The sequence below is a fragment of the Rufibacter immobilis genome (assembly GCF_003721565.1).
Classification (GTDB): Bacteria; Bacteroidota; Bacteroidia; order Cytophagales; family Hymenobacteraceae; genus Nibribacter; species Nibribacter immobilis.
This window is the reverse complement of sequence record NZ_RJJE01000002.1, coordinates 275,877-289,422: the sequence shown is the minus strand read 5'-3', so window position 1 is coordinate 289,422 and position 13,546 is coordinate 275,877. Positions and strand designations below refer to the sequence as shown.

The following is a 13,546-nucleotide window of genomic DNA, read 5'->3' as shown; positions in this document are numbered from 1 at the left end:
TTTTCTATTCTCATATTTGGCTTATATATCTATAGATGCAGAATCTAAAAGAAGGTTGCTTGGCTGTTGCTCTTTATTTCATTTTTCATGATAATCTGTGGTCTTGGGTAGCATCTGTAAAGTACTTGCTTCTACTGCACTCTTTATTACAACACGCATGCCAATAATATAAAGGATTAATAATCAGCATTATATACAAACAACTATCCACTTAAAGCGTCCGTTCCCGCACATTCCTGTTTCAGAACTGGACATTTCCCTGCTCCACTTCTTTTACCTGGCCATGTAATTCCTATAATCCTCTATAGAGAAATCATGGGTTTAACTTTTCCTTAACAGTGCAGTCTCTCACGCCTTAATCACACAGTTTTATTACTGTAATTCCCCTGGCTATTTTTCTTAATACAGCAGTAAATATACAGGTCCTATTTTCCTAAAAACAACCAATAGCATTAATTAACAGACATTTAACCTTCGCTCCTATAAACGCTCTTCCTTTTAACATTTTGTTAGCATAACTTTTACAACCCTTTCCCCATCCCTACCTTTGCGGCTGATGTTGTAAGCTCATGGATGCGTCTTTTCAGATTAAGCAGATAGAGGGATGGGCCGAGATGGCACAGCAGTTCCCGCTCATTCAGTACCTCAACCCCAAGATGGAGCCCGAGCGGTATGAGGCCCTGCTCCGCCAGATGCTCCCGCTCAACTACCGCATGGTGGGTGTGTTCAAAGGCGCTACCTGCGTTGGGTTGTCTGGGTACTGGATTGGGACCAAGTTGTATAGCGGCAAATACCTGGAGGTAGACAATTTTGTGGTAGAGGAGCAGTACCGCTCGCAGCGGATTGGGAAACACCTGCTGGACTGGCTTACCCAGGAGGCAGAACGGCACCAATGCGAGACCATGATGCTGGACGCCTACGTGGTGAACCACGCCGCGCACAAGTTCTACCTCCGCGAGGGGTTTGTGATCAAAGGCTTCCACTTCCTGAAGAAACTATAACCCGAGTAGCCCACTCCTGAGCGGCGGCTACCTTTGGCGCATGTGCGTTTAGCGGCTCTTTTTCCCAAACAAGCCCTAAACCAGCCATCATTTGGCCAACGCCTTAAAGAGCCTTAACTTGGGCAATGGCACCTTGGTTCTTTAGCGTAGTGGACCAGAACCAAGCATTAACCGCGCTCTCGCGCACTCTTACTGGCCGCTGTAGGCCTGGCTTTATTTTTATTTTCTAATATGCGTAAGCTTCTCTTTCCCCTCCGTCACCTTCTTCTTAGTTTAGTCATCTTGATTCCCTTGCTCAGTGGCTGTGGTGCCAGCGCACCCGCCTTCGGGGAGAAAGGGTATACAGAGAGCGGAAAGGCCTCTTATTACTCAGACAAGCTCCGCGGAAACAAAATGGCCAACGGGCAGCGCTACCGCCCCAGCAAGCGCACCGCCGCGCACAAGAAATTACCTTTCGGGACCAAGGTGAAGGTCACCAATCCACGCAACGGAAGGTCAGTGAAGGTGAGGATCACAGACCGCGGACCTTACGCCGGCGGCCGCATCATAGACCTGTCAAAATCGGCGGCCCGCAAGCTGGACATGGTGAAAAGTGGGGTGGTGCCGGTGCAGATGAAAGTGGTGAAAGAAGCCAGCAAATAGCCTAGGGCCCAAAGCACCCGGAACCACTTTTCCGTTTAGGGCCTCTTTTTCCAAAAACAGCCCCTAAACGGAAAAATACACGAGTTTTAGAAGCTTAGCTGAATGCCGTTGGTGAGGCTGTAGAGGTAGTTGGGGATGGGCACAATGGGCCGGTTCTCATAGGTGTGCGAGTAATTGGTGGTGAGCTGGAACCGGTTGTTGATCTTGGCCACAATGGAAATGTCGCCGCTGAACCGGTGGCGGGTCATGCCGGCGGGCTGGTCATACCCTACCTGGTAATAATGGATGGTGTTCAGCTCCAGAAACGGGTTTAGCGGCAAGCGCACGCTGGCGTAGTTAGAAAGCTTGGGGATATCCTTCATAATGTAGCGGTCTTCCTCCAGGTTATGCCAGCGCTCATGCTCAAACATGGCGCCCGTTCCCAAATGCACCCTAATGTTCTCTTTCTGCACCAATGCATAGCGGATGCCCGCCCCGCCCAGTACCCGCAGCTCAAGCCCCCGGTTATAGTCATATTGGGCCTGCGCGTAGGCTTCATAAGACAATCGCTCCTTTCTGTTGAAGGTCACGCGCCCGTGCACATACCCGGTCTCAATTTGGGTAGCGCCCCGCAACCGCACGTAATTGTAAGACCCCAGCAACAGGTAAGTGGTGTTTTCAGACACGTAGCCAATGTTGCCGCTGCCGGTGAGGCCAATGTAATGGTCGGTGGCGCCTTCATGGCCGGTGGCGCGGTTGAACAGGTTCAGGTTGAGGCCCAGCTTTCCGGTGAAGTACCCGGAGGAATCTTTCTCTACCCGGGCTTTCTCCACGTTCAGGATCTGGCCCGAGGCACTTATACAACAAAGGAAAAGAAAGGCGGCAAGAAGGGAAGTACGCGGTGAAAACAACATAGGCAATTTACAGCCAGGGCCGTTGGCCGAATGGCTCATGATCTGGTAAAAAAGAGGCTACAGAAGACGAGGGAAGCTTCAAAGCCCATGAGAAATAGCGCATTAGAAAACGCACCAGTCCCCGAAATTACGCATTTTACCCGAGGCACCCAAGCCAATCCCGCAATTCCTGCCCAGGCCACCGCCGCGTTTGCCCCTATCTTGCCCTATTCGCCCGATCAATTAGAACCACTGCTGCTGCTCAAACTCCGGCACTTAAAGCAAAAGCCGTTTAGGGACTCTTTTCCGGAAAAGAGCCCCTAAACGGCTCTTGCATGAGCTGTTATCTATTTACTGGTTGAATTCTTTGATGGCCTCGCCCAGATCATACACGGGCACCTGGGAAATGGCCGGCGCAATGATGCTAACCGCTGCCGCCGACCGATAACCTGCCGCGCAGTGCACCACTATGGGTTTGTCTACCGGAATCTCCGCTACCCGCTCCCTGAGCTCTGGCAGAGGAATTTCCAGCGCGTGCGGGAAAACCTTCTTCTCTTTTACCTCATTCCGGTTCCGGACGTCTACCACGGTGTATTGTTCAGGACTGGCTTTAAAAGCCGCCACGTCTAAGCCAGGCAGCTGCGCGGTACCCGCCGGGGGCAGGGGCATAGCCCCGGAAATAAGGCCCTCATACCCAATGGAAGCGGTTCTACAGATCAATTCCCGCAGTTTTTCCTCGTCTTCCCCTATGAGGTAGAACGGTTCTTCTGGCCCCACAATAGCGCCTAGCCAGGTTTCAAACTTAGGCCCGTCCTGTAGGTTGATGGCCCCGGGTAAATGCCCCTGCTTGAACTGCTCCTCTGGGCGGGTATCTATCAGGAGGCTGTCTTCGTCCAGCGGGTGGTCTGCCGGAATAATGGGCACTTGTTTGATGGAAGGCAGAAACTTGGGCGCCCCCTTCAAATTCAGCTGCACATCATAGGCGAAGTACTTGGGCATGAAAGGCTGGTCGGCGGTCAGGAAAGCCACAAACTCGTCTTCGGTCATGGGCTGAAGGGCAGGGTTGGAGGCTTTCTCTGCCCCAATGGTGCTGCTCTTGGCATCGCTCAGCGCTTTTCCGCAGAGGCTGCCGGCGCCGTGGGCCGGGTACACCAGCACGTGATTGGGCAGGGTCATGAGCTTCTCACGGGTAGAGCGGTACATCTGCCGCGCCAATTCCTCGCGGGCGGCGGTCTCTTTGCCTACTTTCTCGCGCAGGTCTGGGCGGCCCACGTCTCCTATAAACAGAGTGTCGCCGGTGAAGACGGCGTGTTCTTTTCCTTCTTCATCGCGCAGCAAAATGGAGATACTGTCTGGGGAGTGCCCGGGGGTGTTCATGGCCTGCAGGGTCACTTGCCCAATCCGGATGGTGTTGCCGTCATCAAAGGGGGTGTGTTTGTAAGTGGCTCCTGCCCGTTTGCTTACGTAGATAGTCGCCTGCCGGGCCTCAGAAAGCTCCAGGTGCCCGCTCACAAAGTCTGCGTGCGGGTGCGTTTCAATGACAGCCGTAATGCGGGCGTCATGAAGCATGGCGTACTCTTCGTACGGCTTAGGGTCCCGCGCCGGATCAATGACCGCAATCTCGGCATCGCTCATGACAATGTAGGAGAAGTGGGCCAGGCCTTTGTCTTCAAATTGCTCTATCTTCATAACAGCTAAAATACGCAGGAAGCCCTCCCTGCGTTGAGACGGCGCACGGGGCCTAGGCAGGGCTGGCAAATAAGTAGTATGTTTGGTGGCCTCCTGCGCCGGTTCTACCGTTACAGGAAACTACCGTACACAGTTGACCAAAGGAAATAATGATGCAAACACCCAAAGGAACCCTCATAGCCCTTGGCGGCGGCGATGACGATGGCCTGATCAGCCTGATCAGGTCTGAGCTTTGCAGCGTTGACTCGCACATTGAAGTCATTACCACCGCCACGCTGGAACCCATGGAATCTGGCCAGGCCTACAAAGAAGCGTTTGAGGAACTGGGCTGTAGCAGCGTGCGGTTCATGCACATTGATGAAGACAACGAAGCTGACAAACCCGATAACCTGGCCAGAATTGCCAAAGCGGAGGTGATCTTCTTCACGGGCGGCAACCAGCTGCGGCTCAAGGAATTTTTAGGCGGCACCCAACTGCACCAGCTTATGCAACGCCGGTACCTGGAGGAGGAAATCACTATTGCGGGCACCAGCGCCGGGGCCGCCGCCATGTCTGACCGCATGATCTATGAAGGCTACGGCTCCTATTCTCTCATGAAGGGCGAAGTTAAAACCACCGATGGCCTGTCTTTTATCCAGAATGTGTTCATTGACACGCACTTCACGGAACGCGGCCGTTTTGGCCGTCTGGCCCACGCGGTGACTAAGCGCCCGCAGTTCATTGGCATTGGCCTGGGCGAAGAAACCGGCATCATCATCAAAGGCGGCAACCACGTGGAGGTCTTCGGGACGGGAGTGGTGACCATTATGGACGGCGCCCACGTACGCTACTCCAATTTAGACGAGGTAGACGAAGGTGACCCCATTGCCATTGAGAACCTGACCATGCACCTCCTGGTGGAAGGCCATGAATATTGCCTCTCTGACCGCGCCTTCCGGAAACTTTCACAGCAAAAGAAAAGCACTTCTCCCAAAGTGTAGTATCCAGTACCTGACCACAGGCTGTCTTTACGGGGGGGTAAAACGACAAATGCGTTTAGGGGCTCTTTTTCAAAAAAGAGCCCCTAAACGCAAGTACTTCGTTTAAACCCGATGCCGGCGGTTTACAGCCTGAATTCTTTCTGTAGTTCCATGTTGATGGCTACCGCCGCTTTGGTACCTTCTGCGGCGGCCACAATTACCAATTGCATGTCACGGGCGGCGTCTCCGGCCACGTAGAGCCCCGGCACATTGGTTTGCTGGTGCTTATAGGTTCTCACCACTCCTTTACTCGTGAAATCGCACTGTAGCTGGCGGGCCAGGTCTGCGCTTTGGTCTGAGCCCGTGGAAAAGAACATGGCTTCGCGGTTCTCTGTTTGTCCGTTCTTGAGCACAATGCGCTGTAGTTGCCCGTCTTCGCCCTCCAGGCGTTCAATAGCGGCGGTGTTTATCTGCACTTTGTTTCTGCCCAGCAGTTCTCGGTCTTCGCGGGTGAGGCGGTTGGTGCCGTCTGTGAACAGCATCACATCACTGCTCCAGGTCTTGAGCGAGAGCGACAGGCCAATGGCATCGCGGTTTTTGCCGTAGGCCGCCAGCGGCTTGTTCTTGGACTCATACCCGTCACAGTAAGGGCAGTGGTGAATGCTGGTGCCGTAGAAGGGCTCGGCCCCGGGCAGCTGAGGCCACCTATCCTTGAGGCCTGTGGCCAGCAACACCTTCCTGGACAGGTACACCTGGTCTTCTTCGTCTGTTGCCTGAAACAGTTCGCCTTCCTTGGTGATCTTGACAATGCGCTTATGTTTGATGTCTACCTCGTACTTGGCCAGGTCTTCGCGGCCAAGGCGCAGGAACTCACCGGGTGGGGTACCGTCTCGGGTGATAAACCCATTCATGGCGTGGGAATAGGAATTACGGTACTCTTGGGTGTCAAACAAAGCCACTTTGCGCAGGCAGCGCCCCAGCAGCATAGCAGCACTCAGTCCGGCCGGTCCGCCGCCTACTATCAATACATCATACATAGTTGTCTATCTCTTAACCAGTCATGGCTTAACGCATCTGGCAAAAAAGAGATGACCTCTATCCTTACTTTTTCTTACAAGCAGCAGTCTGGCTGGTAGAAACCTTTGGATATGCCTGCCCAGCGCTAAACTATTGATTATTATTTCTAAAAAATATAGTGCTTATGCATAACACTATTAGAATACCTGTTCAATTTTTCTATATTTGATTACCAAATTACCAACAAACCATTATACCTATTTTAAAGAGCGAAACGCATGAAAAGTAAATTTTTAGCCTTCTTGGGGAGTGCCCTCCTCTCGGCGAGTATTGCCACTGCCGGAGGTTACCAAGTTAACCTACAGGGGCAGAAGCAGATAGGCATGGGGCACGTAGGAACAGGCCTTGTGTTGGACCAGAGCAGCATTTTCTTTAACCCTGGGGCGTTGGCCCACCTGCGTCAGAATGGCATCCAACTAGGCGTAAGTGCGTTAACCTCCAAAATTGCCTACCGATCGCTCAGCCCTGGTATATCAGAAGCCCGCACAGACAATCCTATGGGGACTCCTTTTCAGGCGTATGCTTCTTACGGAGCAGAGGAAAGCCCTTGGCGTTTCGGGATAGGGGTGTATACTCCTTATGGCAGCACCGTAAATTGGGGTAATTACTGGCAAGGTCGTTTCGGTCTGAATGAATTGAGCTTACAGGCCATCTATATCCAGCCTACGGTGAGCTACCGTATCTCAGATAGATTTGGCGTTGGTGCCGGGCTTATCATCTCTACCGGTAGCGTAAACCTGCAGCGCAGCATTCCTCTGCAAAACGCCTTTGGAGAAGAAGGGCACATTGAGCTGGACGGAAAATCTAAAACGGCTTTAGGCTTCAACGTGGGGGTATACGCCCGTCCAATTGATAAATTGTCTCTGGGACTTACTTACCGCTCTAAAGTAGATGCCACAGTAGAGGCCGGTGACGTGACTTTCCGTATACCGGGTGCCGCTCCGGTTGCCGCCCAATTCACCGCCACTGAATTTGATGCCACCCTTCCCTTGCCAGATAACATCACTCTGGGTATTGGCTTTATGCCAACCGAACGCCTTACCATTGGCGCCGACATTCAGCGCGTAGGCTGGGGGGCTTACAAGGCCCTTCGCTTTGATTTCAACGGAATTGTAGGAGGCCAGGACCACACAGAGGCACAGCGTAATTACAAAGACTCTTACATCTACCGCCTTGGTGTGCAGTACAAAGTAAACGAGATGCTTACGGTACGCGCAGGTGGTTACCTTGACAAAACACCCGTACGCTCAGGCTACCTTACCCCAGAAACTCCAGATGCAGACTCAAGAAGCGTGTCAGGTGGTTTAACTCTGGCGCTGAGCGAGAAAATAGACCTGGACCTTTCCTTCAGCTATATCAACAAAAAAGAGCGGACAGACTTATCTGATAAATCCAGCGGTGTACCCGGCACTTACAAGGCGGTGGCCTACATCCCTGGCCTTGCCGTGAACTATAAATTCTAATTTATTTCCTGCACAATCATGAAGAACATATTCCATAAAATAGGCGCCGCCTTAATTCTTTCCAGCGCCTTCTTCTTTACTGGCTGTGAGCCAGAGTTTGAGAACGACATTACCGTTAGCCGCGGCGAGCTGAACCTGAGCAAATACGTGGCCGTAGGAAATTCCCTTACTGCCGGTTTCCAGGACAATGGCTTGTATTTGGAAGGACAGGTATATTCTTACCCTAACATCCTAGCCAACCAATTTTCCTTTGCGGGAGGGGGGGCCTTTGTGCAACCGTACTTCAGTGAAGCTCAGTCAAATGGTTCTGGATACATAAGACTAGCAGGAATTTCTGCAACAGGTTCTCCCACACTGGCACCGGTTACCACTAATCTGGCTGTACGTACAGACGCGCAACCCCTACCGGGTGGCCCAAGGTTAACCAAATTTGCTGATGCCGCAAAGGTTCAAAACTGGGGAGTACCAGGCATTTCTGTTTTGTCCAGCGCCTATAATGAGTACGGAAATGTAAACCCTTACTTTGAGCGCTTGTTAACAGATGCTGAAGTAACGGCCAAGACTACTTATATCCAGAAGGTAGTGGCCACCCAACCCACCTTCTTCTCCCTATGGTTAGGAAACAATGATGTGCTTACGTATGCCACCAGTGGAGGAGTAGCGGTAGCAAGCAATCCTTTCAGCAACATGACACCTGTAGCCCAGTTTCAGGCTATTTATCAACAGTTAGCAGGAGGATTGGTGCAGGGAGGAAAGGCGAAAGGGATAGTGATGAATATTCCAGATGTTACGTCTGTTCCGTTCTTTACCACCGTTACCCAGGCCTCTGTTAGAAGATCAACGGGCAATGACCAATTGGTGATCTATATCAGAGACGAGGCCGCTCCAAACGGTGCGCGCCCAATAGCAGATGGTGACTACATTCTTTTAACCACCCAAGCTAATCTTGGCCGCCAAGATGATGTTACCCTTCCCTCAGGAACGGTAAAAATCCCGCACGGCTTCCACCCTGCAAACCCTCTCAATGACAATGAAGTGTTAGATAAAGTTGAAGTAGCGGAGATCAAGACAAGAACCTCTGAACTGAATGCCATCATTGAGCAAACAGCCAAGAGCGCCAACCTTGCTTTCTTTGATGTGCATGCCTATTTCAACAACATCAAGAGCGGATTCTCCATGAGTGGCATCAATTATTCCCCTGCCTTTATCACTGGTAATCTCTTCTCCTTAGACGGTGTACACTTAACGCCAAGAGGATATGCGATCATCGCCAATGAAATGATCACCAGAATCAATGCCCATTATAAGGCGACTATTCCTACCATTGACGTGACACAGTTCCGGGCAGTGTTGATCCCGTAAGTATCTGTCAAAATAATCTTCTAAAGGCCCGGAAATTTCCGGGCCTTTTTTATGCTCTTAAACGTATAAGTTATTCTAGAAAACTTCACACTCCTTAACCCTCCCAAGCTATTACCTTATTCTTTGTTGTATGAACAAATCACGTTTACTTCCCCTGCTCTTCTGTTTGCTGACCCTTGCCACCTCCTGCGGCGATGACGATGAGGAAGTTTCACAAAATGAGCAGAGATTGGTAGCAAAGCAATGGCAGCTAACTACGGTCACGTTAGCCGGCGGACTTATTCCAGGCTATTCCTCTGAAGGAGCGGCACCATGCCAGCAAGATGATTTCTTTGAGTTTAGAAGTGATAAAACCTTCATATATGATGAAGGAGCTACCAAGTGCAATGACTTAGTCCCGCAGCAAACGCAAGGCACCTGGTCTATCGCAGGCAATGTATTGCGTATCTCTGGTGAGATAGAGCCCTTGGCCCTTCCGCTCTCTGATTTGGATTTAACAATCAAGGAGATCACGAACACCTCTATGACCTTAACCTTTACAGACACAGTTTTGGGCACTGGAGCTCCCGGAACCGTGACCATGACGGCCAAATAAGGTAACCATAAAGCCAAACAGAGAATGTATCATAGTCCCCTTCTACTTCTTATTAAACATCTGTAAGAGAATAAAATAGAAGCAAGGTTATTTAAGCATGCTATTGCTTTTTTGTGTTTAAAACAGGAAATAGCAGAGGCAATAAAGCTCTCCTGCATGTCCATGAAAAAGCGCTATTTATTTCCTTTGTCTTTGCTTCCTGCATTGCTACTGGTCTCCTGCAGCGATGACGAAGATGCGGTTTCCAAAGAGGAACTACTCAAGAACAAACGGTGGAACATTGCCGCGCTCCAAGTTACCAGCCCCTCCAGCATAGATTATTACCAAACGTTTGCCGCTTGCCAGCGCGATAATTTTGCCCAATTCCAGGAAGGGGGCGTATTGTTGATGGATGAAGGTGCCACCAAATGCAATGCCCCTACTCCGCAGCAGGCTTCAGGAACCTGGTCTCTACAGGACGACCTTCTACACGTGGAAGGCATAGAGGCACTGGGAATCCCGGCGGACAAGCTGGAACTCACCTTAACCGGCATCACCAACACCACCCTCACCGCTAACTTTACCCAAGGAGGCCTAACCGGCACCCTCCGCATGGCCGTACAGTAGCCGTTCTCCCTCCTTAATAAGGCAGAAGAAGTGATTTAACAGCAGGAATCCCCTCCTTACCACCCAAAAAACAGGGCCTAAAACAGAAAGAGAAGCTATTTTGCCTCTCTTCCTGTTTTAGGCCCTGTTTTGGAAAAACGGCCGCTAAACGCTTAGTGCGCCTGTAGCCAGTTCTCGCCGGTACCCATGCCTACTTCCATAGGCACGCTGAGCGGGAAGGCGTTTTTCATGAGCTCCTCTATCTTTGGCTGTACTACCGGCAACTCTTCTTTGAGCACGTCAAACACCAATTCATCATGCACCTGCAGGATCATCCGGCTGGCCAAGTTCTGCTCCCGTAGCCATTGGTCAATGTTGATCATGGCAATTTTGATGATATCGGCGGCAGTACCTTGGATAGGCGCGTTGATGGCGTTACGTTCGGCGTAGCCCCTGATGTTCTGGTTGCGGGAGTTGATGTCACGTAGGTACCGGCGGCGCCCTAACAAGGTTTCCACGTATTCCTGATCGCGGGCCTGGTTAATGGCGCTGTCCATGTACTCTTTCACGGCCGGGAACTCCAGGAAATAGGCTTCAATGATCTCGGCGGCCTCGCGGCGCGGAATGGCAAGTCGTTCGGCCAAGCCGAAGGCCGAAATACCGTAGATAATCCCAAAGTTGATGGTCTTGGCCTTGCGGCGCATGTCTGAGGTCACTTCCTCCACCGGCACCCGAAATACTTTGGCCGCCGTAGACGCGTGAATGTCCAGCCCATTCTGGAACGCCTCTTTCATGGTGGCATCATTGCTGAAGTGCGCCATGATCCGGAGCTCAATCTGGGAGTAGTCGGCGGAAAGCAGCACGTGGTTCTCATCACGGGGCACAAAGGCTTTGCGTATCTCCCGGCCTTTCTCCGTCCTGATAGGAATGTTCTGCAGGTTAGGGTTGGTGGAGCTCAAGCGCCCGGTGGCCGCCACGGCCTGGTTATAGGACGTGTGCAGGCGGTTGTCTTCCTGGCAAACCAGTTGCGGCAGCGCGTCTACATAAGTGCTCTTGAGCTTGGTGAGCTGCCGGTGGTCCAGAATGAGCTGCACAATCTCGTGCTCAAAGGCCAGCTTTGATAAAATTTCTTCGCCGGTGGCGTACTGGCCGGTTTTGGTTTTCTTGATTTTACTGCCGCCCAGGCCCATGCGGTCAAACAGAACCTCGCCCAACTGCTTGGGTGAGCCTATGTTGAACTCCATGCCCGCGTGCTCGAAAATCTTCTGCTCAATCTCCTTAATACTAGTTTCCAATGAAATGGAAGACTCGGCCAAGGCCTCGGCATCAATACTCACCCCGGCGCGTTCCATGTGCCCCAATACGGCCAGCAGCGGGTTCTCCACGTCATTGAACAGGCGTTTCAGGCCTTGTTTTTCCAAAAGTGGGTCAAAGTAGTTTTTGAGCTGTAGGGTGATGTCAGCATCTTCGCAGGCGTATTCGTAGATCTGCAGGGCGGGCAGCTTGTCCATAGTGAGCTGGTTCTTGCCTTTGCCCAGGAGCGTCTCAATGGAAATGGGCGTGTAGTTGAGGTAGGTCTCGGCCAACAGATCCATGTTGTGGCGCATGTCGGGCTCCAGGAGGTAATGGGCCAGCATGGTGTCATACAGCGGTCCCTGCACGTCTATGCCGTAGCGTTGCAGCACCACCAGATCATACTTAATGTTCTGCCCGATCTTCACTATAGACGGGCTTTCCAGCACTTCCTTGAACTCCTGCACAATCTCCAGCGCAACTTCCTCATCATGCGGCGGCACCGGAATATAGTAGGCTTCGCCGGGCAGGTAGCTAAACGAGATCCCCACCAGACGGGCCGTGATGGCGTCTATGCTGGTGGTTTCGGTGTCAAAGGAGACTTCCTTCTGAAGCTTGAGGTATTTCAATAGCTGCTGGCGCTGCTCTGGGGTGGTAAGCAAGTGGTACTCATGCAGCGTGGTGTCTATGGTCTTGCGGATGCGCGGGGCGAACTCGTCTGTCTGGGTTTCTGTGGCTTCTCCTGCTTCCGGGGCCGTTGCCTCTGCGGGTGCGTCAAACAAAGAAGTCTGGCCCATAGGGGTGTTTGATTTCACACCTTTGCCCACCGTAGGCTTGTGGCTCACGGGCTTGGGAACCGCCGGCGAGGCAGTGCCCAATACGCGGGTAGCCAGCTGCCGGAACTCCAGCTCATCAAACAGGGCGGCTAGTTTCTCGGTGTCGGGGCCGTCATAGCGCAGGCCTTCCTCGTCAAAGTCAATGGGCACGTCCAAGTGAATGGTGGCCAGTTCCTTGGACATGAGGCCCTGCTCCGCGAAGTTCACCACGTTCTCTTTCTGCTTGCCTTTGAGCTCGTGCGCATTGGCGATGAGGTTCTCCACGCTCCCAAAGCGCTGGATCAAGGTCTTGGCCGTTTTCTCGCCAATACCCGGTATACCCGGAATGTTATCTACGGCATCGCCCTGCAGCCCCAGAATGTCAATCACCTGCTTCACATTACTGATCTCCCAACGCTCCAGCACCTTGGGTTTGTCAATCACCTCAATGGCGTTGCCTAGAAAGGCCGGTTTGTAGACAAACACGTGATCAGTGACCAGTTGGTAGTAATCTTTGTCGGGCGTCATCATGAACACGTCATAGCCCGCTTTCTCGGCTTTGCAGGAGAGTGTGCCAATGATGTCATCGGCTTCGTAACCGTCCAGCATCATGCCCGGGATGCCAAACGCCTCTACAATCTTCTTCACGTAGGGGATGGCAATGGCGATGTCTTCGGGCATGGCCTGCCGGTTGGCCTTATATTCCACAAAGCTGTCGTGCCGGAAGGTTTTGGAGGGTGCATCATAACACACCCCTATGTGGGTAGGCTTCTCGCGGTTGAGCAGGTCTACCAAGGTATTGGTGAAGCCCAGGGCAGCCCCGGTGTTCATGCCTTTGGAGTTGATTCTGGGGTTCTTGCTGAACGCGAAATGGGCGCGGTAGATGAGCGCCATGGCGTCTAGCAGAAACAGGCGTTTGTCTGGTGTACTCATAGTCTAGCGAAGGTACGGGCAAAGCCGCGGCTGTGCAATGTGGTATAGGTATAAAGTACGATGATGACAGAAATTTGGAGGTAATGCGTTTAGGGGCTGTTTTTGGAAAAACAGCCCCTAAACGCATTTTGTTTGATTATTCTGAGCCTGCCGAAGGATTCTGGATGCGCTGGTGCACGCAGTTCGCTGTTGCCATGGCTTGCCGCTTGTCTATGGCTTTATAAGCAGTGCTGCTCCATCTTTGGCGGTAAGCGCTCACG

At 52.1% G+C, this 13,546-nt stretch carries 12 protein-coding genes; 8 read left to right on the top strand and 4 right to left on the bottom strand.

The window, feature by feature from the left end; all coding sequences use genetic code 11:
- Positions 1-569: 569 nt before the first annotated feature.
- The gene (locus EFA69_RS03700; RefSeq protein WP_123131739.1) at positions 570-1,001 is read left to right on the top strand and encodes a GNAT family N-acetyltransferase; all 432 of its coding nucleotides are present in this window, start codon (positions 570-572) and stop codon (positions 999-1,001) included.
- Positions 1,002-1,232: 231 nt separating this feature from the next.
- Complete coding sequence (locus EFA69_RS03695) at positions 1,233-1,643, top strand: septal ring lytic transglycosylase RlpA family protein (RefSeq protein WP_123131738.1); 411 nt, start codon at positions 1,233-1,235, stop codon at positions 1,641-1,643.
- Between the two features lie 86 nt (positions 1,644-1,729).
- On the opposite strand, the gene EFA69_RS03690 is transcribed toward EFA69_RS03695, so the two are convergent.
- On the bottom strand, positions 1,730-2,536 hold the full coding sequence (locus EFA69_RS03690) for a DUF481 domain-containing protein (protein ID WP_221175665.1): 807 nt from the start codon (positions 2,534-2,536) through the stop codon (positions 1,730-1,732).
- An 87-nt stretch (positions 2,537-2,623) separates the two neighbouring features.
- Between EFA69_RS03690 and EFA69_RS03685 the strand changes: the two genes are divergently transcribed.
- Positions 2,624-2,839, top strand: a complete 216-nt coding sequence (locus tag EFA69_RS03685) for a hypothetical protein (protein ID WP_123131736.1) — start codon at positions 2,624-2,626, stop codon at positions 2,837-2,839.
- A 27-nt stretch (positions 2,840-2,866) separates the two neighbouring features.
- Here the strand turns inward: EFA69_RS03685 and EFA69_RS03680 are convergent, their stop codons facing one another.
- Complete coding sequence (locus EFA69_RS03680) at positions 2,867-4,204, bottom strand: MBL fold metallo-hydrolase (RefSeq protein WP_123131735.1); 1,338 nt, start codon at positions 4,202-4,204, stop codon at positions 2,867-2,869.
- Positions 4,205-4,353: 149 nt separating this feature from the next.
- Between EFA69_RS03680 and EFA69_RS03675 the strand changes: the two genes are divergently transcribed.
- Positions 4,354-5,184 (top strand): cyanophycinase, encoded by an 831-nt coding sequence (locus EFA69_RS03675; protein WP_123131734.1) that lies wholly within the window; start codon positions 4,354-4,356, stop codon positions 5,182-5,184.
- A 122-nt stretch (positions 5,185-5,306) separates the two neighbouring features.
- On the opposite strand, the gene EFA69_RS03670 is transcribed toward EFA69_RS03675, so the two are convergent.
- Positions 5,307-6,200, bottom strand: a complete 894-nt coding sequence (locus tag EFA69_RS03670) for an NAD(P)/FAD-dependent oxidoreductase (protein ID WP_123131733.1) — start codon at positions 6,198-6,200, stop codon at positions 5,307-5,309.
- 258 nt (positions 6,201-6,458) lie between these two features.
- On the opposite strand from EFA69_RS03670, the gene EFA69_RS03665 reads away from it, so the two are divergent.
- The 4 genes from EFA69_RS03665 to EFA69_RS03650 all read left to right on the top strand — a co-directional run bounded on the left by EFA69_RS03665 (position 6,459) and on the right by EFA69_RS03650 (position 10,266).
- Positions 6,459-7,703, top strand: coding sequence for an OmpP1/FadL family transporter (locus EFA69_RS03665; protein WP_123131732.1), 1,245 nt, complete (start codon positions 6,459-6,461; stop codon positions 7,701-7,703).
- An 18-nt stretch (positions 7,704-7,721) separates the two neighbouring features.
- Complete coding sequence (locus tag EFA69_RS03660; protein ID WP_123131731.1) at positions 7,722-9,065, top strand: SGNH/GDSL hydrolase family protein; 1,344 nt, start codon at positions 7,722-7,724, stop codon at positions 9,063-9,065.
- Between the two features lie 130 nt (positions 9,066-9,195).
- Positions 9,196-9,660: a lipocalin-like domain-containing protein gene (locus EFA69_RS03655; protein ID WP_123131730.1), complete on the top strand. Its 465-nt coding sequence runs from the start codon at positions 9,196-9,198 to the stop codon at positions 9,658-9,660.
- 162 nt (positions 9,661-9,822) lie between these two features.
- Positions 9,823-10,266, top strand: coding sequence for a hypothetical protein (locus EFA69_RS03650; protein ID WP_148041246.1), 444 nt, complete (start codon positions 9,823-9,825; stop codon positions 10,264-10,266).
- A 152-nt stretch (positions 10,267-10,418) separates the two neighbouring features.
- Here EFA69_RS03650 and polA read toward each other — a convergent pair whose 3' ends face one another.
- Entirely contained in the window at positions 10,419-13,286 is a 2,868-nt protein-coding gene (gene polA, locus EFA69_RS03645; RefSeq protein WP_123131728.1) for a DNA polymerase I, read from the bottom strand.
- Positions 13,287-13,546: the final 260 nt, after the last annotated feature.